Genomic DNA, 23,893 nt, shown 5'->3' with positions numbered 1-23,893 from the left:
GGGTGCCCCTCACTCCGCCACCCGCAGCAGCAGCACCGTCCTCCCCGGCACCGTGAGCGCCGTACCGCCCTGGTGGACCGTCCCCGGGGCTGTGGCCTGCTCCTCGCGCGAGGTGTCCAGCACCAGTTCGTAGGACTGGGCCCAGGGCGGTCCGGGAAGCGTGAAGTCGCAGGGCCGGTGGTCCGCGTGGAGCACCGCCAGGAAGCTGTCGTCGGTGATCTGCCCGCCCCGGGCGTCACGGCCCGGGATGTCACGCCCGGACAGGTAGAGACCGAGGGTGGCCGCCGGGGCGTACCAGTCGGCCTCCGTCATCTCCGCGCCCCGGTCGGTGAACCAGGCCAGGTCCCGCAGCCCGTCAGGGGCCTGCGGTGTCCCGGCGAAGAACGCCCTCCGGCGCAGCACAGGATGGCGGTGGCGCAGGGCGAGCACCCGGGCGGTCAGCTCGGTCAGCCCGCGCCACCGGGGGTCCTCCAGGAGCGACCAGTCCACCCAGCTGACCTCGTTGTCCTGGCAGTAGGCGTTGTTGTTTCCGCCCTGGGTGCGGCCCATCTCGTCGCCGGCCACCAGCATCGGCACCCCGGTCGACAGGAGCAGGGTGGTCAGCAGGTTGCGCAACTGCCTGCGGCGCAGGGCGTTGACGTCCGGATCGTCGCTCTCGCCCTCGGCGCCGCAGTTCCAGGCACGGTTGTCGTTCGTGCCGTCGCGGTTGCCCTCACCGTTGGCCTCGTTGTGCTTGTGCTCGTAACTCACCAGGTCGCGCAGGGTGAAGCCGTCGTGCGCGGTGACGAAGTTGACCGAGGCGTACGGGCGCCTGCCGCCCCAGGCGTACAGGTCGCTCGATCCGGTGAGCCGGTAGCCGATGTCGCGCACGTCGGGCAGGGCACCGCGCCAGAAGTCGCGCACGGCGTCGCGGTAGCGGTCGTTCCACTCGGTCCACAGGGGCGGGAAGGCCCCCACCTGGTACCCCCCGTTGCCGACGTCCCACGGTTCGGCGATCAGCTTGACCCGGCGCAGCACCGGGTCCTGCGCGATCACCGCGAGGAAGGGGGAGAGCATGTCGACGTCGTGCATCGAGCGGGCGAGCGCCGCCGCCAGGTCGAAGCGGAAGCCGTCGACGCCCATCTCCGTCACCCAGTAGCGCAGCGAGTCCGTGATGAGCCTCAGCACCTGCGGCTGCACCACGTGCAGGGTGTTGCCGCACCCCGTGTAGTCCGCGTATCGGCGGGCGTCCTGCTGGAGGCGGTAGTAGCCGCGGTTGTCGATGCCGCGCAGGGACAGCGTCGGGCCGAGCTCGCCGGCCTCGGCCGTGTGGTTGTAGACCACGTCGAGGATCACCTCGATCCCCGCGTCGTGCAGGGCGCGCACCATCTGCTTGAACTCCCCGACCTGCGCCCCCGCCGTGCCGTTCGCGGCGTAACCGGCGTGCGGGGCGAAGTAGCCGATGGAGTTGTAGCCCCAGTAGTTGTGCAGTCCGCGCCGCAGGAGGTGGTCCTCGTGGGCGAACTGGTGCACCGGGAGCAACTCGACCGCCGTCACCCCGAGGCGCCGCAGGTGGCCCACGGCGGCCGGATGGGCGAGCCCGGCGTAGGTGCCGCGCAGTTCCGGGGGGATGTCCGGGTGGAGCTTGGTGAAGCCGCGCACGTGCAGCTCGTAGATGACGGAGTCCGCCCAGGGGGTCTTGGGCCTGCGGTCCTCCGCCCAGTCGTCGTCGTCGTGCACCACGACGGCCTTGGGCACGAACGGAGCCGAGTCCCGGTCGTCCCGCACGGTGTCCGCCACGTGCTGGTCGGGCCAGTCCCGCATGTGCCCGTAGACCTCGGGCGGCAGGGTGAAGGAACCGTCCACCGCGCGGGCGTACGGGTCGAGGAGCAGCTTCGCCGCGTTCCAGCGGGCGCCGGTCCAGGGGTCCCAGCGGCCGTGCACCCGGTAGCCGTACCGCTGGCCCGGGCGTACCCCGGGGAGGAAACCGTGCCAGATCTCGTGGGTGAGTTCGGTCAGCGGGAGCCGGATCTCACCGCCGTGCTCGTCGAAGAGACAGAGTTCGACGGCTTCGGCCCCGCCCGCCCAGAGGGCGAAGTTCGTGCCGGCCACACCGTCCGGGCCCACCCTGAAGCGGGCACCCAGCGGCATCGGTGCACCCGGCCATACGGGTGGTTCGCCGGGTCCGTGCACCGGGGCCGGAACGGGCGCCCCCCTCCGCCCCGCGGTGCGCGGCGTTTCCTCCTGCTCGGCTGTACTCGACACCTCTGGGCCTCCTGCGGCTCGTCGGACCGGTACCCGGGGAGAGGGCGTACGGCGTCCCGGCCGCGGCCTTCCTGGTGGGGTCCTCCCCCTTTGTTCTGCCCACGGCGGGGCCCGCACTCACGTTTCCCGAGGGCTGCCCCGTCGTTGGGGGAGCGTGAACCACGAAGCGAAGAGAGCACGGGCGGGTTCGGCCGCCGTGCTGACATGGGCAGGACTGTTCACCGTGCTGGCCGTACTCACGGGCTGCACCGAGGCGACGTCGTTCTTCGGGGACGACCGCGCACCCGGGGACGCGATCCGGATCCTCCCCGAGGACGGGGCACGCGACGTCGGCCCCGGCAGCCGACTCGGGGTCACCGTCCCCGACGGGCGGCTCGAACGGGTGAAGGTCACACGGATCGAGGACGCGGAACAGCGGGAGGTGCCGGGCCGGATCGCGGACGACGGCCGCTCCTGGGCGCCCCGGGACAAGGGGTACCGGCTCGGGCTGGCCGGCAAGTACAGCGTCGAGGCGGTCGCCGTCGACGGGGACGGCCGCCGCTCGGCCCGCAGCACCACCTTCACCACGCTGGTCCCCAAGGACCGTTTCATCGGCTACTTCAAGCCGGAGAACCGCTCCACGGTGGGCACCGGAATGATCGTCTCCTTCGACTTCAGCCGGCCCGTCACCCGTCGTGCCGCGGTGGAGAAGGCCATCAGGATCACCACGGAGCCCGAGGTCGAGGTGGTCGGTCACTGGTTCGGCAAGGACCGGCTGGACTTCCGCCCCGCCTCGTACTGGGAACCGGGCACCGAGGTCACCGTCGACGTGGGCCTGCGCGACGTGGAGGGCGCGCCCGGGATCTACGGCAGTCAGCGCAAGAAGGTGACCTTCCGGGTCGGCCGGTCGCAGACCTCGCTGGTGGACGCCGCCGCGCACACCATGGAGGTACGGCGCGACGGCGAGCTCGTCAGCACCGTCCCGATCTCGGCGGGCGCCGAGAAGCGGACCACGTACAACGGCAAGATGGTGGTCTCCGAACTGCACGACGTGACGCGGATGAACGGGGACACCGTCGGCTTCGGCGGGGAGTACGACATCAAGGACGTGCCCCACGCCGTCCGGCTGACCAAGTCGGGCACCTTCCTGCACGGCAACTACTGGGAGTCCCCGGACGTCTTCGGCTCCGAGAACACCAGTCACGGCTGCATCGGGCTGCGTGACGTGAAGGGCGGCAGCTCCGACACCCCGGCGGGATGGTTCTTCGAACGGACCCTCGTCGGCGACGTGGTGGAGGTGGTCAACTCCGCGGACAAGACGGTTGCGCCGGACAACGGCCTCGGTGGCTGGAACCTCGGCTGGCCCGAGTGGAAGGCGGGCTCCGCCCTGCGGTGACCCCCGGTCCGACCTGCGAAGGTCCCGGAGATCCCCTCTCCGGGACCACCCGTGCGAGCCCTGGGGCGACTTGGGACCGAACAGTGACATTCCGGGGGAGTTCTCCCCACGCCCGGTGTGATTGTCTAGCGCCGAGCGCGCACGTACAGCGCGCGGGGGTGCGGGCCATGGCGGGGCCAGGGCCGTGCGAGGGGAGACGACCACATTGAACGGGCAGCCGATATCGGGGGAACGGACCGGCACGGGCGGAGGACGGCGCGGGCGCAGGGCCCCCGTCCTTCTCGCCCCGGTCCTGGGGGTGCTGCTGTTGCTGGTGACCGCCTGCGGCGGGAACGCGAACGCCGGTGACGACGACAAGGGCAAGGGGGCCGGCGCGAAGGTGGACGACACCAGCGCGTCGCAGGCGGTGGTGACCATCGCGCCGAAGGACGGCGCCGACGACGTGGCGACGAGCGGGGCGCTGAAGATCTCGGCCGCCCAGGGCAAGCTGAGCACGGTGAAGGTCGCGGATCCCAAGGGCAAGGAGGTCGAGGGCAAGATAGCCGGGGACGGCCTCAGCTGGACCCCGGACCGGCACCTCGCCGCCGCGACGAAGTACACGGTGCACGCCGTCGCCAAGGACTCCGAGGGCCGCGAGTCCGCGAAGGACACCAGCTTCACCACGCTGGTCCCGCAGAACACCTTCATCGGCCAGTACACGCCGGAGGACGGTTCGACCGTCGGCGTCGGCATGCCGGTCTCGATCCACTTCACCCGTGGCATCACCGACCCGGCGGCCGTGGAGAAGGCGATCAGCGTGACCGCTGAGCCGGCCGTGCAGATCGAGCCGCACTGGTTCGGCAACGACCGCCTCGACTTCCGTCCCGAGAAGTACTGGGCGGCCGGCACCGAGGTGACCCTGCGCCTCGACCTCGACGGTGTCGAGGGGCGGCCGGGCGTCTACGGCAAGCAGGCCAAGACCGTGAAGTTCACCATCGGGCGCAGCCAGGTCTCCACCGTCGACGCGAGCTCCCACCGGATGAAGGTGGTCCGGGACGGCAAGCAGATCAAGGACATCCCGATCTCCGCGGGCGCCCCGGCCACCACCACGTACAACGGGCAGATGGTCATCAGCGAGAAGCTCAAGGTGACCCGGATGAACGGTGACACCGTCGGCTTCGGCGGCGAGTACGACATCAAGGACGTCCCGCACGCGATGCGTCTGTCGACCTCGGGCACCTTCATCCACGGCAACTACTGGGGCGCGTCCGGCATCTTCGGCACGACGAACACCAGCCACGGCTGCGTGGGCCTGCGGGACGTGCGCGGTGCGTGGGACAGCAAGACGCCCGCCGCGTGGCTCTTCGACAACTCGCTGATCGGCGACGTCGTCATCGTCAAGAACTCCGAGGACAAGGTGATCCAGCCCGACAACGGCCTCAACGGCTGGAACATGGACTGGTCGGAGTGGATCAAGTAGATCCCCCGCCCGAACGCGGGAGCGGGCCCGGTGCTGTGACCAACGGCACCGGGCCCGCTCCCGTTAGCGACGGTTAACCTGCCCCCATGACCGTAACCCTCGAAGTAAGCGACAACGTCGGCACGATCCGCCTGGACCGCCCGCCGATGAACGCCCTGGACATCGCGGTCCAGGACCGGCTGCGCGAGCTCGCCGAGGAGGCCGGCCGGCGCGACGACGTACGGGCGGTGATCCTCTACGGCGGCGAGAAGGTGTTCGCCGCGGGCGCGGACATCAAGGAGATGCAGGTGATGGACCACGCGGCGATGGTCGCGCGCTCCAGGGCCCTCCAGGAGTCCTTCACCGCCGTGGCGCGCATCCCCAAGCCCGTGGTCGCCGCCGTCACCGGCTACGCCCTGGGCGGCGGCTGCGAGCTGGCGCTCTGCGCCGACTTCCGGATCGCCGCCGACAACGCCAAGCTCGGCCAGCCGGAGATCCTGCTCGGCCTGATCCCGGGCGCCGGAGGCACCCAGCGGCTGGCCCGGCTGGTCGGCCCGTCCAAGGCCAAGGACCTCATCTTCACGGGCCGTCAGGTGAGGGCCGACGAGGCCCTGGCGATCGGCATGGTGGACCGCGTGGTGCCGGCGGCGGAGGTGTACGAGCAGGCGCACGCGTGGGCCGCCCGGCTGGCCCGTGGGCCCGCGATGGCGCTGCGCGCCGCCAAGGAGTGCGTGGACGCGGGTCTGGAGACGGACATCGACACGGGGCTGACGATCGAACGCAACTGGTTCGCCGGTCTGTTCGCGACCGAGGACCGGGAGCGGGGGATGCGCAGCTTCGTGGAGGAGGGTCCGGGCAAGGCCACATTTCTCTGACCGAACGTCAGTTACGCACAGGGGCGCGCCCGTTCATCCGTGTGGGCGGATGAGTGGAACCTTAAGGGAACCTTAAGGCCGGGCGCCCCTACCGCCCGTGCAATTACTCGCCCCACCTGTGTCGACGCAGGTGGGGCGGGGTGCGAGACCCCCCTTTCTGCCCCTGGCATATGCCGGAGAACCAACCCGGAATGACTGGTTCCGGGTAAGGGATTCCGCCGGAACGGTCACAGAGAGCGTTCTGTGCGGCCATGATGGGGGACATGGCGGGCCTGGAGGGTGTGGAGCAGCCGCGACCGCGCAGCAGCGCGACGGCGGCACGCTGGATGACTGCCGGCGAAGACGAACAGGCGTTCAAAGCGCTGGAGTTGTTCGGTAATCCGACGGAGGACGAAGTCCGGCTGCCGTCCCGCCCGGAGTCCGCCGCCACCGCTCGGCGCATCACCTCGTGCGTGATGCTGCGTCAGTGGCAGCTGCCCGCCCAGACCGCCGAACACGGAGTGCTACTGGTCTCCGAGCTCGTGGGCAACGCGGTCCGGCACACCGGGGCGCGGGTCTTCGGTCTGCGGATGCTGCGGCGCCGCGGCTGGGTCCGGATCGAGGTGCGTGACCCCTCGCGCGGGCTGCCGTGCCTGATGCCGGTCCGGGAGACGGACGTCAGCGGGCGAGGGCTCTTCCTCGTCGACAAGCTCTCCGACCGCTGGGGCGTCGACCTCTTACCGCGCGGCAAGACCACCTGGTTCGAGATGCGCACCTCCGACCGCTGACACGCAGAAGCCCCCGGTCGGCCGGGGTGGGGCGCGTCGGGGGCTTCTGAGGGGGCCGTGGAATGGGGGGTGTGTCCACGGCCGCACGGGGGACCTGGCTCGGGTCGGAGGAGGTCGTGTCACCGACTATGGCAGACGGGCGACCCGGGGGCCAAAGTGGCAAAACGGTCATTTATCAGTAAAGCCTGACGTATCGCTTCTGAATCATAGGTGTGATGGGTCACTTGCCTGGCATTCTTCACACATTCCGCAACTTCGCCGCGTGATTCATCGATCACCGCCCGAGGGTGTCTCTCCTCCCCTCGCGTGCGTCCCGTCCTACTCTGGCGAGGTCCGGGGGCAGGAAGCCCGAACCGACCCGCGAGGTGGACGGCATGAACGGTCGCAGGGTGGGGATGCCCCGCCGGGGTGTCCTGCGGGCGGCGGGCGGAGCGCTCGTGACGGGCGCCCTCACCCCCGGGTGCGCGCCCGGGGCCGCGTCGCCCACGGCCACGGCGGAGAAGCCGCCGGGTGCGCAGGCCGCCCGTGAGGGCCGGGACGAACAGGGTGCACAGGCCCGCGAGGCCTTGCGTGGACACCGCGCCGTACGCCCCGCCCCGGCTCCGCGGCGATTCCCCGGGCAGCCGGTCCAGATCGAGCGTGGCCCCGCCGATCGCCCGCGCGTCGCCCTCACCTTCCACGGCCGGGGCGACCCCGCCCTGGCCGTGGCCGTGCTCGCCGAGGCGGAGCGGGCGGGCGCACGGCTCACCGTCCTCGCCGTCGGCAGCTGGCTCGACCGGCACCCCGGCATGGCGCGCCGGATCCTCGACGGCGGCCACGACCTGGGGAACCACACCCAGAGCCACCTCGACATCAACGCGCTGGACGAGAGGCGGGCGTACGCGGAGATCACCGGCTGCGCCCAGCGCCTGCGGCGGCTCACCGGGTCGATCGGCACCTGGTTCAGGCCCTCACGCGCCCGGTACGCCACCCCGCTCGTCCAGGAGCTCGCGCTCCGCGCCGGGTACCCGCACGTCCTGTCCTACGGAGTGGAATCCCTCGACTTCACCTCGCCCGGGACCGCGGCGGTGACCCGTAAGGTCGCGGGCGAACTCCGCAACGGCTCCGTGGTGAGCCTGCACTTCGGCTACCGGGACACCGTCGCCGCCCTGCCCCTCCTCCTGACCGAGATCCGCCGGCGCCGCATGCGCGCGGTCACCGCCACGGAGCTGCTGACCTGAGGCCCGCGGCCCCGCGCGCCGGCGCCCGCGCCCGCGCGGCGGAGTCCGCCCACGGGCGGAGCGCTGCCGTTGCCGCCCGGGCGGCCGGATAATCTGACCTTCGTCAGCAACGCACAACGAAGGGGCGGAACAGTGGCGGACATCGAGTCGGCACGCAAGGCATTCGAGCGCTTCGACCAGAACGGCGACGGCAGCATAACGGCGTCCGAGTACAAGAGCGCCATGGCTCAGCTGGGTGACCCCTACGTCACCGAGACCGTGGCGCAGGCCGTCATCAACGCCCACGACGCCAACGGTGACGGCGAGCTCACCTTCGACGAGTTCTGGGCCTCGCAGAACAAGGCCTGACCCGCACCGGACCGGCGGGTGCCGGTCCGGCGCGGAGGCCCGGCTACTTGAGGTAGACCAGGCCGTCGGTGGTGAGGGTGGGCCTGCCGCTCGTACCCACCACCACGATCTTGACGGTGTGCTTGGCGGAGGCCGACCAGGACTTCGTCCAGATCGCCTGGCGGTACGCGGTGGTGGAGGACTTCAGATCCACCGTCGCCGCCTTGACGCCGTCCACGTAGACGTACGCCTGTCCGGACGTCGACGCCCTGGACACCACCCAGGCCGCCGAGCGGCCGGTGAACGTCCAGGTGAGGGCGGCGTTCTTGGTGCCGCTCGAATAGGACCTGCCGCCGAGATAGCTGGACGACGACTTGGTGGTCCAGCTGCCGCTCTTCGTCGCCGAGGACTCCTGCAGGATGACCGGGGTGCCGGCGACGGAGGCGGCCAGGCTGTTGCCCGCCCGGTCGTACGCGGTCATCTTCCAGGTCGTCGCCACGGCGGACTTCGCCGTGTGCGACGCGCTCGTGGTCGTCGGGCCGTAGGTCTTGGCGACCGGAGCGCTCAGCCGTACGTCCCGCAGCTGTACGGCGTCGGACGCCTTCCACTTGAGGGTGAGCGGGACGGCCGCGGTGTTCACCGTGCCGGTGCGCAGCGCGAGATTCGGCTTCGTGGAGAAGACCGGAGCGGTCCGGTCGGCGACGACGGTCGCCGCCGCGGAGACGGAGGTCTTCCCCGACTGGTGGGTCGCCCGCACCTGCACCGTGTGGCTTCCGGCGGCCAGGGCGGTCCTGGCGGACGTGGCGCTGCCCGTGGTGGCGGCGACCGGCTTCCCGTCCACGAGCAGTTCGTACTTCGTGACGAACACGGCGGGCGTCGTCGCGGACCAGCCGACGGTGATGTCGGCCTTGGTGTAGTACGTGGTGCCCGAAAGCGCGGCGCCGGTCACCGAGGTGACGGCCAGACCCGTGACGGGCCCGGCCGCGTAACCGCGGATCGTGGGCAGCTGGGCGTAGAGCTTCGTGCCGGGGCACTCGGTGTTGTAGCCGTCGCGGTGCCCGGAGATCCGGCCGAACGTGTAGGCCGTACCGGCGGTGAACCGCGTCCCGGCGTAGTTGGTGCCGGTGGCGCCCGCGGTCAGCGTGGTCGTACTCGAAGGGCTGACGCCGTACTGGCCGAGCTTCCACGCGGCGACCCTGGCCACCGCGGTCGTCGCGGCGGTCGCCGCCGCCGAGTCGGTGTACAGACCGATCACGGCGATGCCCGCCGTCTCACGGTTGAAGCCGTAGGTGTGCGCGCCGAGCACCGCCCGGTCGACGCCACCCTTGCGGCCCTCGAAGACGGTGCCGCACTTGTCGACGAGGAAGTTGTAGCCGAGGTCCTTCCAGCCGTTCGACTGGACGTGGTAGGCGTGCAGCCCCCGGACGATCGCGGCCGAGTCGGCGCAGGAGTACGCGTTGGTCTGCGCGGTGTGGTGCACGAACACGGCCTTGACCGTGTCCATGTAGTCAGGGGACTCGTCGTCGAGTGACTCGTCGGCGTTCCATTCGGCCCGGGAAACGATCGGGGGCTTCGGTGCCGTGGACGGCAGCGGGGGCGGCAGCGTCGCGGTGGGCTCGGCGGTCACGGTCGCGGACGGCGACTCGGTGGGAGCCGAGGGCGAGGTTCCTGGGTCCGCCGTCGTGGAGGGGTCCGCCGTGGTCCCGGGCGTCGGGGTCTCGGTCGCAGGCCCGGTGGTCTCGCCGCCTGCCGACTCGCTCGGTTCCGTGGACGGGACGGCGGGGTCCGACGTCGGGTCCGTGGGCTCGGCGGACGGCTCGTCGGTGGCGTCCACGGCGTATGCGGCGGGCTCCGAGCCCACCCGGCCCGGGTCGACGGTGTCGAGCCGCAGGCCGGCGGGGAGCCCCGCGGAGGTGCCGCCCCCGGAGGACACGCGTACCTCGACGCCGTCGGAGAGACCGACCCAGCGGGGCTCGGTGGTGCCGCGGGTGCCGGTGCGCCCGGCCTCGGTGCGCCCGTCCACCTCGGTGTCGATGGGCAGCCAGGCCGACCAGTCACCGCTCGGCAGGGCCCGTGTGCGGGCCTCGACCGTGCCGGTGATCTTCGCCGAGGGGTCGGTCCAGGTGACGCCGAGCATGCTGAACGGGTCGGTGCCGGACCGGCGCAGCGAGGCGCTCGTGCCGTCCTTGGACACCTTCAGCGCGGAATGGTGCACCTCGGTCCGTGCCGGGCCCGACGAGGGCCCCGCGTCGTCGGGTACGTGGGAGGTGCCGGTGACCCCCTCGAACACCAGGACACCTGCCACGGCCGTCGTCGCGACGGCGGCCGTGGCCCATATTCTTCGCTTCACTCGCACGTCAAATCCCCGAGGATGAATGACTGCCGGTGCGGCAGTGGGCAGGACGTGACCGGCTCACTGCCGGACCACCGCCCGATCTTCGCGCATCGCCCCCGGGCCGTGCCCGCATTCCGGACTCGGACCGGTCACGATTGCCGGCGTACCGCCCCCCGTATCTGCGGTTCTCGCCTGCGGCCGGGGTCAGACGGTGAAGGAGCGGGACAGGGGCCCCTGCCGGTCGACCTCGGCCAGATCGGGACGCGTGTAGCGCTCCGCACGCGCGTGGTAGTCGAAGTCCCCCCGCACCAGGGCGCGGTAGTCCCGTACGCAGCGTTCCAGAGCCAGCCGCGCGGGGCCCTCGACGCCGGCGGCCCGGATCTGCCGGGCCAGCTCCTTCTCGGCGCGCTGCTGGCGTTCGGCGATGCGGGACAGCTGGACGCCCGCCTCGTCGACCGCCTGCTGGAGCGTGCAGCCCCGGTCCCGCTGGACGAGGACGACGGCGTTGTGGCCGTGGCCGACGACGGCCTCCTTCTCCACGGAACAGATGTCGTTGCACAGGCCGGCATGGGCGATGACCGCCTCACGCAGGGCGATGTAGGCGGGCAGACTGCGTGCGGTCCCGGGGAGATCCACCCCGGCGACGACCTCGTGCAGGTCCAGGAGCATGGGCATCATCCCCGAGTCCCGCCGGTGCCGCGCGAAGTCGGCCCGGCTCGGCAACTGCCCGGCGGCCCGCTCGGCGGCCTCGGCGTAACGCGTCCAGAGCCAGCGGACGGTGTGGCTCCCGAACCTCCGGACCCACTCCGGAGACCTGCCCGTGCAGGTCCGCTCCCGGAGGTCGTTCAGCGCGCGCTCCACGGGGCTGCGCGGCACCGCGCCGTCGAAGACCTCCACCAGCCGGCCGACGGTGTCCCCGCACAGACGCGGATCGTGACCCGCCGGCCCGTCGTCGAACTCGTCGTCCACCAGGAGCGCCCAGAAGATCCACCGGCACACGAGTCCGAGCCGGTCCGGCGGGGCCTCGGGGAAGAGCAGCGAGGCCCGCAGTTCGGGACGGGCGCGCAGCATCCTCGTACGGGCGACGGAGGACAGGACGAGCCCCTGCTCCCCGGCCCACCGGTGCGCGGCCTCGCCGGCCTGCGCCGCACCCGGGTTGCACCCCGCCCCGCGGAACGGCATGTGGAGCACCGGCAGAACGATCTGGCCCATCGGCACCCCTCGTCGAAGTCACCATGCGTCACCACCAGTGAACGCGCCGGGAGTTGCCGAGGGAAGCCGGGCCCGGTCTTTCGTCCGGATCGTGCCGGGCCGGACCGCCGGGACGGGGGGACTGCCGCGAGGGCCGCCGGCCTGCCGGGCGCGGAGAAACGGACGCCCCGGACCGCCCCGGCCCTTGGGGCAGGGCGGTCCGGGGCGGGCGCGCCCGGTGGGACCGGCGTGCTCAGTCGTCCGGCGCCGGAGGGTAGACGGCCTCGAAGGACGTCCGGAAAAGGGCCTGGACCTCCTCGCCCCCCAGCCCCTCCGCCCGCGCCTGGTGCAGCCACTCGTCCAGGGCGCCGCGCAGCGGCCACTCCGGGCCGGAACCCGGCTCCACGAGCGTGCGGGTGATGAAGGTCCCCGCTCCCTGGCGGACCTCCGCCAGACCCGCGCGCTCGAGCTCGCGGTAGGCCTTGAGCGTGGTGTTCGGGTTGACCTTCGTGGTGGCGGCGACCTGCGCGGCCGTGGGAAGCCGGTCCCCCTCCTCCAGCGCGCCCATCCGCAGGGCCTGTTCGACCTGCCGGACGATCTGGAGATACGTCGCCACGCCGCTGCGCCGGTCGATGCGGAACACGACCACGGACATCACCCTCCGCTCGAATGCCGACATTTTACGTAGACCACGGGGGCCGGGCCTACAGCGGGCGCCGGGACGCCCACCAGAGGGTGAACGCCGTCAGGACGACGGTGCCGGCGAGGAGGATGCCCGCACCGGTCCACTGCATGGCGGCCATCTGGCTGTAGTCCAGGTACTCGAAGACGTTGTCGACGATGCCCTTCTCCTCGATGCACGCGTTCGTCGCCTGTTCGGTCGGCTCGGCGCACGACCCCCACCCGTACAGCCGGCCGTCGGCGCTCGCGACCCAGCGGTCCACCTCGTACGCGTCGTGCAGGCGCGCGGGGAGGTCCGCGTCCAGCGGGTAGGTGATCGTGCGGGGTGCGGCCAGCCGGTCCCGGAACATGCCCCACACGGTCTGCGCCACCACGGAGAACACGAGGGTGACGACCATGGAGGCGAGGATCCTGCGCAGCAGGACACCGATCGTGACGCCGGCCGCGGTGAGGAAGAGGGCGAGCGCGGGGAGTACGGGACCCGTGGTGTCGAAGACCGACGCGTCCATCCAGATGTCCGGCAGCACCGAACGGTGGGGCCGCCACCACCAGGTGAAGACGGCGGAGAGCACCGAGCAGGCCACCAGGGTGATCAGGAAGCACCCGCCGAGCTTCGCGACGAGCCAGCGGCGGCGTGTCACCGACTGGGTGGTGACGAGCCGCGCGGTGCCCTGCTCGTGGTCGGCGGAGATCAGCGGGGCGCCGAGGAAGACGGCGAGGACGCCGGGCAACAGCCCCAGCAGGGCGGTGAGGTTGCGGTACCCGTCGCCCACGACGGGCTGCGGAACCGTCTTCTCCGGCCAGCCCCTCGCGTCGAGCAGGTCGTTCAGCTGGCCGCGCTGGTAGACGATCCAGAGCGAGCAGAGCACCGTCAGCGCGAGGACGCACGCCAGCGTGGCCCGGTGCTGGCGCAGGACCAGCCAGGTCAGTCCGCGCAGCACTCCGGGGCGAGCGGACCGCGCGGTCGGTTTGCCGGTCAGGGTGGTGCTCATGCGGTCCTGGTCCTCTCGGTGCCGGGCTGGGCGCCCGGGGTGAACAGCGCGGGTGCGTCCGGTGAGCGCAGGTGCGCGAGCAGCACTTCCTCCAGGCTGGGCTCGGAGACCTGCCAGTCCCCGGACAGCGGTCCGTCGGGCCGCACCATGGCCTGGAACTGACGCCCCGTCACGCGCTTCTCGATCACCGTGTGCCGGGTCAGGGCCGCGGGCAGGTCCCCGTCCCTGGTCACCCCGGTCACCACGGCGTGGGCGGGAACCAGCGCGTCGGCGTCGCCGGCCATCCGGATCCGGCCGCCGGCGACGACCAGCAGGTAGTCGCACATGTCCTCCAGCTCGGACAGCAGGTGAGAGGACATCACCACCGTGGTGCCGCGCTCGACGGCCTCCGCCATCAGCAGGGTGCTCATCTCGTCCCGGGCCAGCGGGTCGAGGTCCGCCATCGGCTCGTCGAGCAGCAGCAGACCGGGCCGCTTGCCGAAGGCGAGCGCGAAGGCGACCCGGGTGCGCTGGCCGCCGGAGAGGGTCCCGACCGTGGCGTGCATCGGCACGTCGCCGGAGCGCACGATCCGCTCCGCCGCCGCGGCGTCCCAGCCGGGGTTGAGCTCGCGGCCCATGCGCAGTGTCTCCGCCACGGTGAACCGCTTGAACAACGGCTTGTCCTGCCCCAGGAAGGCGAACCTGGGCAGCACCGCCGGGTCGCTCACCGGCACCCCGAACACCCGCAGTTCGCCCTCCGTGGGCTCCACCTGCCGGGACGCCAGGCCGAGCAGCGTGCTCTTGCCCGCCCCGTTGGGCCCGACGAGTCCGCAGATCCGTCCGGCCGGCAGCCGGAAGGAACAGTCGCGCAGCGCCCAGCCGCGTCGGTAGCGCTTCCCCAGCCCGTGGGCCTCCAGGGCCCAGGGGCTGGGGCCCCCGCCCGGAATGCTCGTTTCCGCCACGCGTTCTCGCCTCAATTCCATTAGTCAACTAATGGAATGATGGTTGTCGCAGGACAGGGCTGTCAAGCGCGGCTGCCCGGGGCACCGGTCCGCGGACCGCGTGCCCCGGGCAGCGCCGGGTCTCCGTGACGTCAGCCGAACTGGCCGGGCTGGTAGTCGCCCGCGGGCTGCTGGACGATGACGTTCAGGCGGTTGTAGGCGTTGATGAGCGCGATGAGACCGACCAGGGCGGCGAGCTGGTCCTCGTCGTAGTGTTCGGCGGCCTCGGCCCAGACCTCGTCCGTGACCCCGCCGGCGGCGTCGGCGATCCGGGTGCCCTGCTCGGCCAGCGCCAGGGCGGCACGCTCGGCGTCCGTGAACACCGTGGCCTCGCGCCAGGCGGCGACCAGGTGCAGACGGGTGGGGGTCTCACCGGCCTTCGCCGCGTCCTTGGTGTGCATGTCGGTGCAGAAGCCGCAGCCGTTGATCTGGCTGGCGCGGATCTTCACCAGCTCCTGCGTGGCGGCCGGCAGCCCGGAGTCCGAGAGCACCTTGCCGGCCGAGTTGATGTGCCGCAGGAACTGGCCGGAGAGAGGGCTCTCGAAGAGGTTCAGGCGAGCGTTCATGATGCACTCCCGTGCTGTCGTCGTTGCTGCTTACACCCCTTCGACGGATCGGGTGCCCGCGGATGTGACACGGCGCCGGTGTGACGTACGCCTCCCGGCGGGAAGGAGGGCCGGCACGGGGGAGGAAGCCGGCCAGGTGGCCGAGCGCGTGAGCGCCGCGGGCACCGGCCCGGAGGCGTACCCCTGCGACGCCCACCCGGATGTGCCGCATCCGGGAGACCCTCGTCGCCGGGGTCATGGCCGGTGCGAGTGGCCGCCCCTCGGCGCCGCTCACCGCACCCGCCCGCGACGTCCCGTACGTCTGCCGCGACGGCGAGGGCGGTGGGCAGTCGGATGGGGGGAAGCCGCGCGGTCCGGCCCGGTGGGCAGCCCGCACGGGGAGGTCGCGGCCCGGCCGCGACGCTCGCGTTCCCGGAGGAGGAGCCACGCACGCGTCGCGCGACGGGGAGCCGGCGTGGTCGGCGCCGATGCCCGGCCGTCCGCCGATCGGACCAATGCGGGCTCCGGCGCCGGGCCTCCTCCGGCCAGCTCTGGCAGAGTCGGCGGGGTCAGGGATCCGTGGCCGCGGCGCCCGAACCTCAGCGGTCGGGGGAGATGCCATGAGCGAGGCGGGAGAGGGTCCTCGCCCCCACACGGAGGGGGCTGCCGGGCCCCCTGTGCCCGTGGGCCGGGGAGGACCCACCGCCAGGGGCTACGCGGTCCTCGTGCCCGCCGCCGCCCTCGGTGGCGGCTTCCGGTCCCGGTCGCTGCGGGGCGGGCTCACCCAGGTCGTAGGTCTGTCCCCGTGGAGCGGCAACGCACCGGACCGCGGCTCCCTCTCCTTCGGCGGCGGCGTCGTCCAGCCGCTCGTCGTGCTGCGCACGGGTGGCACCACCGGTGCCGCGCCGATCACCGCCCTCCCCTTCGGCCGCCCGCTGGGGTGGCGCCGAGCCGTGAGGCGACCCACCCCGATCGGCCCCGAGGGGGAGGGCGGGACCGCCGCCGTCCCGCCCGCATGAGACAGCCCGAGCAGCGCGCCGAGGGCGCCGGACCGTTCACCACACGGCTCACCTGGCATCCGCCCGGGGGCGGTAGCGCGGTCTGGGAGTCCCGACCCGCCCGGCGGCGTGGAATCATCACGGTCCACGCACCCGGGGCGGCGACCCGTCACGCCAGGGCCGACGCCCTCGCCCTCGCCCGGCTGCGCAGGCTCAACGCGATCGCCGCGACCGCCTTCGTCCTCGGCGGAGCGCTCTTCGCCGTCGGGGCCGCCGTCGCCCAGTTCGGCTCCGGGGACGGCACGACCTCCGCCTCGGTCTACTTCGCCGGCGGCCTGTGCTTCAACACCGGCGGCTATGTGTCGCTGCTCCAGGTGATCAACGCTCCCCGTCACGTGCCAGGGGGTGAAGGCGCCCTGGTCACCCGGCGCTGGCGCTGGTGGAGCTACGAGCCGGGGCGGGCCGACTGGCTGAGCGCGTTCGTCCTGTTCGCCGGCACCCTGGTCTTCGCCGTCGACCTGCTCGACTCGTTCCTGCGAGGTCTGACCGCGCAGCAGATCAACCGGCTGATCTGGGCGCCCGACATGATCGGCTGCGTGCTCTTCCTGATCTCCGGGCACCTTGCCGTCGTCGAGATCTGCCACGGCCGGCCGCGCCTGCTGCCGCGCGAGCTGGGCTGGTGGATCGTCGCCGTGAACCAGCTCGGCTCCGCCCTCTTCATGGTTTCGGCACTCGCCGCGTACACCCGCCCGGCCACGGGTAGCATGAGCAACGCCGACATCGCCAACTGGGGCACCCTGGCCGGCGCGCTCTGCTTCTCCGCCGCAGGCGTCCTCCAGTTCTTCGAACGGCCGTGACCTTCCGGCTCCTCGGGCCCCTGGACGGCGGCGCCGCCGTCCGCCGCCGCTTCACGACCGCGCGCCGGTACCTCTACGGGGACGCACCGGACGGTGGCGGGAGCCGCGCGGGACCGCCCGTCGCGGCTCGGCCTCATCCCTGCCGTGCGTACCCAGGGTCTCGGGCGGCACCGCGAGGGCTCCCGGGCGCAGGGCCGGCGCCGGGCGGAGCCACGAGGGCTCCGGGAAAGACCCACGCCTCCGGGCACCCCCGCACGGTTCCGGGTGCGCCTCGGTCAGCCGTCCGGGGCCGTCCCCTCAGCACTCGATCAGCACTCGATGATGTTCACCGCGAGACCGCCCCGGGCCGTCTCCTTGTACTTGACGCGTACGTCGGCCGCATTTGGTGGTTCTGACCTGCGGATTTGGCGCGACAAGCACGTTTGTGTCATGTGAGGGATTCTTCAGGGAGGGCCTCGAGGTCAGATCTTGATGATCTGGACGCTGGGGCCGCAGAGCCTCAGAAGGTCTTCGGGATCCGACGTCAGGACGGTCACTGGCGCCGGCGAGGCGAGCGCGGTGGCGGCCACGATGGCGTCGAGGGCGTACTTGTGGCCGTGTAGTCCGGCCGCGGCCAGCAGCTTGCTCGCATGGCGGGCGATGGCTTCGTTGGGCGGGATGATGTTCACGCGGGAGACGGCGTGGTCGAAGCGCGCCTGGTTGACCTTGGGGTCGCGTGCTTCGACGAGGGTGACGGAGCTGGTGACGACGCGGATGTCCTCGGCTTCGGCTGCCGTCAGCCACTCGGTGATCTCAGGTGTGCGTCGTACCAGCTTGGACAGGCCTTCGCAGTCCAGGACGAGCGTGCCGCTCATGCGGCGTCCGCCGAGCCGGCCGTCTCGCCGCGGAGGATCGCACGTTTGGCGTCGACGGCCGACTGGTCGACCGGGCCATGCTCGGCTTCCGCATCCTCGATGAGTTCGCGCAGTCGGTCCCGTTCCAGTTGGCGCTGGATGAGGGATTCGACGTAGGCAGACATGCCTCGTTTGCCCGTACGTGCCTTGAGGGCAGCGATGGTGCCTTCGTGGAGCGAGACCGATACGGGCCGGACGGGTCCTTCACCGGGCACGGGGGAGGTAGTCATGAGGCCGAGTTTAACAAGACTCTTGTTATTGGCTGGGGTGATGGTTCGATCTGCTGTGCCCGAGGGACATCCACCGCTGCGCGGTTGCCGCGAACTTCCAGGCCACACGCCCATCGGAGGGAGATTCTCCAGGGCCTTTTCAGGGACTTTCATGTCTGTCCCAAGGAGATTCCAGGGACTTTTCGCCGTGCAAGCAGGGAAGGCCCTGACAGCGCTGAAAGATGCAAAAGCGCTGGTCAGGGCCTACGGCTTCAGCACTCGATGATGTTCACCGCGAGCCCGCCCCGCGCCGTCTCCTTGTACTTGACGCTCATGTCGGCGCCCGTCTCCTTCATGGTCTTGATGACCTTGTCCAGGGAGACCTTGTGGCTGCCGTCGCCCCGCAGCGCCATCTTCGCCGCCGTGACCGCCTTGACCGCGGCCATGCCGTTGCGCTCGATGCAGGGGATCTGGACGAGGCCGCCGACCGGGTCGCAGGTGAGGCCCAGGTTGTGTTCCATGCCGATCTCCGCGGCGTTCTCCACCTGCTCCGGAGAGCCGCCGAGCACCTCGGCGAGGGCGCCCGCGGCCATGGAGCACGCGGAGCCGACCTCGCCCTGGCAGCCGACCTCGGCACCGGAGATGGAGGCGTTCTCCTTGAAGAGCATGCCGATGGCGCCCGCGGCCAGCAGGAAGCGGACCACGCCGTCGTCCTTCTCGGCCTCCGTGCAGCCGCTCGCTGCGAAGTTCATCCAGTAGTGCAGGACCGCCGGGATGATGCCCGCCGCGCCGTTCGTCGGGGCGGTCACGACGCGGCCCCCGGCGGCGTTCTCCTCGTTGACCGCCATCGCGTAGAGGGTGATCCACTCCATCGCGTGCGCCTGGGGGTCGCCCTCCGCGCGCAGCTGCCTGGCCGAGTTCGCGGCGCGGCGGCGGACCTTCAGGCCGCCGGGCAGGATGCCCTCGCGGGACATGCCGCGCGCGATGCAGGCCTGCATGACGCGCCAGATCTCCAGGAGACCGGCGCGGATCTCGTCCTCGGTCCGCCAGGCCTTCTCGTTCTCCAGCATGAGGGAGGAGATGGACAGGCCGGTCTCCCGGGCCAGCCTCAGCAGCTCGTCACCGGTGCGGAAGGGGTGCTTCAGGACCGTGTCGTCGGGGACGATCGGGTTCTCGCCGTCCACGGCGTCCTCGTCGACGACGAAGCCGCCGCCCACCGAGTAGTACGTCTTCTCCAGCAGCGGAGCGCCCGTGTCGTCGTAGGCGCGGACGGTCATCCCGTTCGCGTGGTACGGCAGGGCCTTGCGGCGGTGCAGCACCAGCTGCTCGTCCGCGTCGAACGGGATCTCGTGCATCCCGAGCAGATTGATGCGGCCCGAGGCACGGATCTCCTCGACCCGGGTGTCGGCGCCCTCGACGTCGACCGTACGGGGGGATTCGCCCTCCAGCCCGAGCAGGACGGCCTTGGGCGTGCCGTGGCCGTGGCCGGTCGCGCCGAGCGAGCCGTACAGCTCCGCCCGGACCGAGGCGGTGTGGGCCAGCAGGCCCTCGTTCTTGAGGCGGCGGGCGAACATGCGGGCCGCGCGCATCGGGCCGACCGTGTGGGAACTGGACGGGCCGATACCGACCGAGAAGAGGTCGAAGACCGAGAGGGCCACGGGGGTACTCCTAAGGCGTTGGTGGACGTCGTTGTCCGCCCGGGTGGTGCGGGACGGGCCGGGTGGGCCCGGGAGCGCGGGGCAAAGGGGTGGGGGCACCGCGCTCACTGTGTTCAGTGTGCGTGGTGCCCCCACCCTGTGTGCAAACTGCGGGTGACTACTTGAGGCCGGGGTACAGCGGGAACTTCTCGGCCAGCGCGGTCACGCGGGCCTTGAGGGCCTCCGCGTCGTACGTGGGCTTCAGCGCCGCCGCGATGATCTCGGCGACCTCGGTGAAGTCCTCGGCCTGGAAGCCACGGGTGGCCAGCGCCGGCGTGCCGATGCGCAGGCCCGAGGTGACCATCGGGGGCCGCGGGTCGTTCGGGATGGCGTTCCGGTTGACCGTGATGCCCAGCTCGTGGAGCCGGTCCTCGGCCTGCTGGCCGTCCAGCTCGGAGTTGCGCAGGTCGACCAGGACCAGGTGGACGTCCGTGCCGCCGGAGAGGACGGAGACGCCCACCTCGGTGACGTCCGGCTGCACCAGGCGCTCGGCGAGGATGCGGGCACCGTCCAGGGTGCGCTGCTGGCGCTCCTTGAACTCGTCGGTCGCCGCGACCTTGAAGGAGACGGCCTTGGCCGCGATCACGTGCTCCAGCGGACCGCCCTGCTGGCCCGGGAAGACCGCGGAGTTGATCTTCTTGGCGAGCTCCTGCGTCGAGAGGATCACGCCACCGCGCGGACCGCCGAGGGTCTTGTGCGTGGTGGTCGTGACGACGTGGGCGTGCGGCACCGGGTTGGGGTGCAGACCGGCGGCGACCAGGCCCGCGAAGTGCGCCATGTCGACCATCAGGTACGCGCCGACCTCGTCCGCGATACGGCGGAAGGCGGCGAAGTCCAGCTGGCGCGGGTAGGCGGACCAGCCGGCCACGATGAGCTTCGGCTTCGACTCCTTGGCGAGGCGCTCGACCTCGGCCATGTCCACGACACCGGTGTCGTCGACGTGGTACGGGACCACGTTGTAGAGCTTGCCGGAGAAGTTGATCTTCATCCCGTGCGTGAGGTGACCGCCGTGGGCGAGGTTCAGGCCCATGATCGTGTCGCCCGGCTTCAGCAGCGCGAACATCGCGGCGGCGTTGGCCTGCGCACCCGAGTGCGGCTGGACGTTCGCGGCCTCGGCACCGAAGAGCGCCTTGATGCGGTCGATCGCGATCTGCTCGACCACGTCGACGTGCTCACAGCCACCGTAGTAGCGGCGGCCGGGGTAGCCCTCGGCGTACTTGTTGGTGAGGACGGAGCCCTGCGCCTCCATGACCGCGACCGGAGCGAAGTTCTCCGAGGCGATCATCTCGAGGGTGGACTGCTGGCGGTGGAGCTCGGCGTCGACGGCGGCGGCGACGTCCGGGTCCAGCTCGTGGAGGGAGGAGTTGAGAAGCGACATCAGTGGGTCCCTTGGGTCTCAGTTGCCGGAGAACGCGGTGTACTCGTCGGCGGAGAGAAGGTCGTTCGGCTCCTCCGCGACGCGCACCTTGAACAGCCAGCCGCCCTCGAAGGGGGCGGAGTTCACCAGCGACGGGTCGTCCACGACGTCCTGGTTCGCCGCGGTCACCTCGCCGGTCACCGGCGAGTACAGGTCGCTGACCGACTTGGTCGACTCCAGCTCACCGCAGGTCTCGCCCGCGGTCACCGTGTCACCGACCTCCGGGAGCTGGGCGTAGACGACGTCGCCGAGCGCGTTGGCCGCGTACTCGGTGATACCGACCGTGGCCACACCGTCCTCGACGGCCGACAGCCACTCGTGCTCCTTGCTGTACCGCAGCTGCTGGGGGTTGCTCATGACCTGAATTCTCCTGTACGCGGGGGAGTGCTGATGAACGGTGGTCTTACGGTGTGAGACACGACTGCGTCACGTGCGCGGCGCGCGGTGTCACTTACGGCGCGTGTAGAAGGGCAGTGCGACGACCTCGTAGGGCTCGTGCGTGCCCCGGATGTCGACTCCGACACCCTCGGTGCCGGGCGCGGCGTGCGCGGCGTCCACGTAGGCCATGGCGATCGGCTTGCCCAGGGTCGGGGACGGCGCGCCGGAGGTCACCTCGCCGACGACCTCACCGCCGGCCACGACCTGGTAACCGGCGCGCGGCACCCGGCGGCCCTCGGCGACCAGGCCGACGAGCTTGCGGGGCGGGGCGGTCTCGGCTCGCCGGGCGGCGGCGAGCAGCGCCTCGCGTCCGACGAAGTCGCCCTCCTTCTCGAACTTCACGACCCTGCCCAGGCCCGCGTCGAAAGGCGTCAGCGCGGTGGTCAGCTCGTGCCCGTACAGCGGCATGCCCGCCTCCAGGCGGAGCGTGTCCCGGCAGGAGAGGCCGCAGGGGATGAGGCCGTACGGGGCGCCGGCCTCGGTCAGGGCCTTCCACAGCTGCTCGGCGTGAGCGGGGGCGACGAAGAGCTCGAAGCCGTCCTCACCCGTGTAACCGGTACGGGCGATGAGCGCGGGAACACCGGCCACCGTCCCCGGGAGCCCGGCGTAGTACTTCAGTCCGTCCAGGTCGGCGTCCGTGACCGACTTCAGCACGGCGGGGGAGTCGGGCCCCTGGACGGCGATCAGCGCGTAGGCGTCGCGGTCGTCACGCACCTCGGTGTCGAAGCCCGCCGCGCGCTCGGTGAGGGTGTCCAGGACGAGCTGCGCGTTGCCCGCGTTGGCGACCACCATGTACTCGTCGCCGGCCAGCCGGTAGACGATCAGGTCGTCCAGGATTCCGCCGTCCTGCGCGACGATCATCGTGTAGCGGGCCCGGCCCTCCCCGACGGTGGCGATGTTGCCCACCAGCGCGTAGTTCAGGAAGGCCGCCGCCTGCGGGCCGGTGACGGTGATCTCACCCATGTGCGACAGGTCGAACAGCCCGGCCCGCGTGCGCACGGCGTTGTGCTCGTCGCGCTCGCTGGCGTACCGCAGGGGCATGTCCCAGCCGGCGAAATCGGTCATGGTCGCGCCCAGGGACCGGTGCAGGGCGTCGAGGGCGGTCTGACGGGGGGCAGCGCTCGGGGCAGTGCTCATGGACATGGCTCCAGGGCATGACGACAGGGAATTTCCCTCCCCATCTGTCATCGGAACCTGAGAGGTTCGCCGAGAGCCCCTGAAAGGGTCCTGGAGGGGGCATCCCCTTCAGGGTCGGCTTGCACCTTGGGTGGAGCCGCGAAGCGGCCCGCTTTTCAGATCTGCCTCATCCACGCGGTACGGGGCCTGAGAGATTCAAGGGAGGAACTTGCTCCTTCGGCGCCCGGCGCACACGGTGACCGGGACTCTCCCGCGCGGATTCAAACGGCCGGTATGCAGTTGGCGGGGTCATCATCGCACGCATTGCGGGAGAGTGGGGCGTCCAGGTGCGGGCCGGCGCCGGTCCCGACACGTACATACGGAAGCGGTTGTGCCGCATTACCTTTTCTTTACACTTCTTGGGCAGGTCAGTGGGTGACTCGGCAGGGGGAAGACGATGACGTTGCAGCGTTACGCGGCAACCGCGGGGGCGGATCGCGGGGCGATGCCCCGGCAGCCGGGCACGCCCGCCCGGGAGCCGGGTGGTGGGCCGGTTCCGGTGGTGCGTGATCTGCGGGGCGGGGGCTCCCGCGGGCCGAAGGCCCTGGACTTCGCGGCGGGTGACGTGGTCGTGGTGTCGGGTCTGCCCGGCAGCGGGAAGTCGACACTGATCCGGCGGGCCGTGCAGGGGCACGCGATCGACTCCCAGGACACCAGGGACCGCTGGGCCGCCGCCCTGCCCCGCTCGCTCCCGTACGCCCTCTACCGTCCGCTGGTGCGTGCCGCGCACTACGCCGGGCTGTGGCGGGCCCTGCGCTCGGGGGCCTCGGTCGTCGTCCACGACTGCGGTACGCAGGCCTGGGTGCGGCGCTGGCTGGCGCGCGAGGCCCGGCGCCGGGGCGGCACCCTGCATCTCGTCCTGCTCGACGTCACCCCCGAGGTGGCCCGGCAGGGGCAGCGGGAGCGGGGCCGGGGCGTCTCCGGTTACGCCTTCGCCCGGCACCGCCGCGCCGTCGGCCGGCTGCTGCGCGACACCGAGCAGGGCCTGCTCCCGCCGGGGTGCGCCTCGGCGGTGCTGCTCGACCGGGAGACGGCCGGAGCCGTCGGTCGGATCTCGTTCCCCGAGGCGCGTTCGGGGCAGGAGTAGGGGGAGGGGCCGCCGGAGGCCGGCCGCGGCCTCCGCGGGGCGGGTTCCCGCGGGCCGGCGGCGGAGCCTTCGGGCGTCACCGTTCGCATACGCACAGTTCGCAGTCGTCCGGCCGCCTGTCCGGAATCTGGACGGTACGCCGGGGCCCTCC

The 23,893-nt window shown here is 71.6% G+C and carries 22 protein-coding genes and 1 riboswitch; of the genes, 9 read left to right on the top strand and 13 right to left on the bottom strand.

Annotated features, from left to right (window positions below):
- Positions 1 to 9: 9 nt before the first annotated feature.
- Complete coding sequence (gene glgX, locus ACFY8O_RS01500) at positions 10 to 2,130, bottom strand: glycogen debranching protein GlgX (RefSeq protein ID WP_387897747.1); 2,121 nt, start codon at positions 2,128 to 2,130, stop codon at positions 10 to 12.
- A gap of 268 nt (positions 2,131 to 2,398) precedes the next feature.
- Here glgX and ACFY8O_RS01495 point away from each other — a divergent pair, with 268 nt between their 5' ends.
- The 6 genes from ACFY8O_RS01495 to ACFY8O_RS01470 all read left to right on the top strand — a co-directional run bounded on the left by ACFY8O_RS01495 (position 2,399) and on the right by ACFY8O_RS01470 (position 8,267).
- Complete coding sequence (locus tag ACFY8O_RS01495) at positions 2,399 to 3,619, top strand: L,D-transpeptidase (RefSeq protein WP_145803006.1); 1,221 nt, start codon at positions 2,399 to 2,401, stop codon at positions 3,617 to 3,619.
- 205 nt (positions 3,620 to 3,824) lie between these two features.
- Positions 3,825 to 5,078 (top strand): L,D-transpeptidase, encoded by a 1,254-nt coding sequence (locus ACFY8O_RS01490; RefSeq protein ID WP_387897744.1) that lies wholly within the window; start codon positions 3,825 to 3,827, stop codon positions 5,076 to 5,078.
- Positions 5,079 to 5,164: 86 nt separating this feature from the next.
- Positions 5,165 to 5,932, top strand: coding sequence for an enoyl-CoA hydratase/isomerase family protein (locus ACFY8O_RS01485; protein ID WP_145803003.1), 768 nt, complete (start codon positions 5,165 to 5,167; stop codon positions 5,930 to 5,932).
- Positions 5,933 to 6,183: 251 nt separating this feature from the next.
- Positions 6,184 to 6,699, top strand: a complete 516-nt coding sequence (locus tag ACFY8O_RS01480) for an ATP-binding protein (protein WP_387897741.1) — start codon at positions 6,184 to 6,186, stop codon at positions 6,697 to 6,699.
- A 374-nt stretch (positions 6,700 to 7,073) separates the two neighbouring features.
- Complete coding sequence (locus ACFY8O_RS01475; protein ID WP_387897738.1) at positions 7,074 to 7,919, top strand: polysaccharide deacetylase family protein; 846 nt, start codon at positions 7,074 to 7,076, stop codon at positions 7,917 to 7,919.
- A gap of 132 nt (positions 7,920 to 8,051) precedes the next feature.
- A complete protein-coding gene (locus tag ACFY8O_RS01470) occupies positions 8,052 to 8,267 on the top strand; it encodes an EF-hand domain-containing protein (protein WP_073745401.1) in 216 nt (71 codons plus the stop codon).
- Between the two features lie 43 nt (positions 8,268 to 8,310).
- Here the strand turns inward: ACFY8O_RS01470 and ACFY8O_RS01465 are convergent, their stop codons facing one another.
- From ACFY8O_RS01465 to ACFY8O_RS01440, 6 genes are all read right to left on the bottom strand, one after another.
- Positions 8,311 to 10,602 carry an N-acetylmuramoyl-L-alanine amidase gene (locus ACFY8O_RS01465; protein WP_387897734.1) on the bottom strand — a complete coding sequence of 764 codons (2,292 nt, stop codon included), beginning with the start codon at positions 10,600 to 10,602 and terminating at the stop codon, positions 8,311 to 8,313.
- 183 nt (positions 10,603 to 10,785) lie between these two features.
- Positions 10,786 to 11,793 carry a terpene synthase family protein gene (locus tag ACFY8O_RS01460; RefSeq protein WP_387897731.1) on the bottom strand — a complete coding sequence of 336 codons (1,008 nt, stop codon included), beginning with the start codon at positions 11,791 to 11,793 and terminating at the stop codon, positions 10,786 to 10,788.
- A gap of 232 nt (positions 11,794 to 12,025) precedes the next feature.
- Positions 12,026 to 12,451, bottom strand: a complete 426-nt coding sequence (locus ACFY8O_RS01455; protein WP_387897728.1) for a GntR family transcriptional regulator — start codon at positions 12,449 to 12,451, stop codon at positions 12,026 to 12,028.
- 25 nt (positions 12,452 to 12,476) lie between these two features.
- Positions 12,477 to 13,445, bottom strand: a complete 969-nt coding sequence (locus tag ACFY8O_RS01450; protein WP_387897726.1) for an ABC transporter permease subunit — start codon at positions 13,443 to 13,445, stop codon at positions 12,477 to 12,479.
- Positions 13,442 to 14,386 (bottom strand): ABC transporter ATP-binding protein, encoded by a 945-nt coding sequence (locus tag ACFY8O_RS01445; protein ID WP_387897723.1) that lies wholly within the window; start codon positions 14,384 to 14,386, stop codon positions 13,442 to 13,444. The genes ACFY8O_RS01450 and ACFY8O_RS01445 overlap by 4 nt, the downstream gene beginning before the upstream one ends.
- Before the next feature lie 131 nt (positions 14,387 to 14,517).
- Positions 14,518 to 14,991 carry a carboxymuconolactone decarboxylase family protein gene (locus ACFY8O_RS01440; RefSeq protein WP_387897720.1) on the bottom strand — a complete coding sequence of 158 codons (474 nt, stop codon included), beginning with the start codon at positions 14,989 to 14,991 and terminating at the stop codon, positions 14,518 to 14,520.
- 599 nt (positions 14,992 to 15,590) lie between these two features.
- Between ACFY8O_RS01440 and ACFY8O_RS01435 the strand changes: the two genes are divergently transcribed.
- Together ACFY8O_RS01435 and ACFY8O_RS01430 are read left to right on the top strand one after the other, a co-directional pair.
- Positions 15,591 to 15,989 carry a hypothetical protein gene (locus ACFY8O_RS01435; protein WP_387897717.1) on the top strand — a complete coding sequence of 133 codons (399 nt, stop codon included), beginning with the start codon at positions 15,591 to 15,593 and terminating at the stop codon, positions 15,987 to 15,989.
- Complete coding sequence (locus tag ACFY8O_RS01430) at positions 15,986 to 16,825, top strand: hypothetical protein (protein ID WP_387897714.1); 840 nt, start codon at positions 15,986 to 15,988, stop codon at positions 16,823 to 16,825. The genes ACFY8O_RS01435 and ACFY8O_RS01430 overlap by 4 nt, the downstream gene beginning before the upstream one ends.
- Positions 16,826 to 17,286: 461 nt before the next feature.
- Here the strand turns inward: ACFY8O_RS01430 and ACFY8O_RS01425 are convergent, their stop codons facing one another.
- From ACFY8O_RS01425 to gcvT, 6 genes are all read right to left on the bottom strand, one after another.
- Complete coding sequence (locus ACFY8O_RS01425) at positions 17,287 to 17,679, bottom strand: type II toxin-antitoxin system VapC family toxin (RefSeq protein ID WP_387897712.1); 393 nt, start codon at positions 17,677 to 17,679, stop codon at positions 17,287 to 17,289.
- A complete protein-coding gene (locus ACFY8O_RS01420; RefSeq protein WP_145802980.1) occupies positions 17,676 to 17,948 on the bottom strand; it encodes a hypothetical protein in 273 nt (90 codons plus the stop codon). Before ACFY8O_RS01420 ends, ACFY8O_RS01425 begins: the two co-directional genes overlap by 4 nt.
- Before the next feature lie 251 nt (positions 17,949 to 18,199).
- Positions 18,200 to 19,585 (bottom strand): L-serine ammonia-lyase, encoded by a 1,386-nt coding sequence (locus ACFY8O_RS01415; RefSeq protein ID WP_145802978.1) that lies wholly within the window; start codon positions 19,583 to 19,585, stop codon positions 18,200 to 18,202.
- A 157-nt stretch (positions 19,586 to 19,742) separates the two neighbouring features.
- Entirely contained in the window at positions 19,743 to 21,002 is a 1,260-nt protein-coding gene (glyA, locus tag ACFY8O_RS01410) for a serine hydroxymethyltransferase (RefSeq protein ID WP_387897709.1), read from the bottom strand.
- Positions 21,003 to 21,020: 18 nt separating this feature from the next.
- Positions 21,021 to 21,398 (bottom strand): glycine cleavage system protein GcvH, encoded by a 378-nt coding sequence (gene gcvH / locus ACFY8O_RS01405; RefSeq protein ID WP_145802974.1) that lies wholly within the window; start codon positions 21,396 to 21,398, stop codon positions 21,021 to 21,023.
- A 90-nt stretch (positions 21,399 to 21,488) separates the two neighbouring features.
- Positions 21,489 to 22,616 (bottom strand): glycine cleavage system aminomethyltransferase GcvT, encoded by a 1,128-nt coding sequence (gene gcvT, locus ACFY8O_RS01400; protein ID WP_387897706.1) that lies wholly within the window; start codon positions 22,614 to 22,616, stop codon positions 21,489 to 21,491.
- A 165-nt stretch (positions 22,617 to 22,781) separates the two neighbouring features.
- Positions 22,782 to 22,879: riboswitch (glycine riboswitch) on the bottom strand.
- Positions 22,880 to 23,052: 173 nt separating this feature from the next.
- On the opposite strand from gcvT, the gene ACFY8O_RS01395 reads away from it, so the two are divergent.
- On the top strand, positions 23,053 to 23,742 hold the full coding sequence (locus ACFY8O_RS01395) for an AAA family ATPase (RefSeq protein WP_387897704.1): 690 nt from the start codon (positions 23,053 to 23,055) through the stop codon (positions 23,740 to 23,742).
- Positions 23,743 to 23,893 lie beyond the last annotated feature (151 nt).

Origin of the sequence: Streptomyces argenteolus (assembly GCF_042902585.1) — a bacterium.
Taxonomy (GTDB): domain Bacteria; phylum Actinomycetota; class Actinomycetes; order Streptomycetales; family Streptomycetaceae; genus Streptomyces; species Streptomyces argenteolus.
The sequence above is the reverse complement of the archived record's forward strand: the minus strand, read 5'-3'. Positions and strand labels throughout refer to the sequence as shown.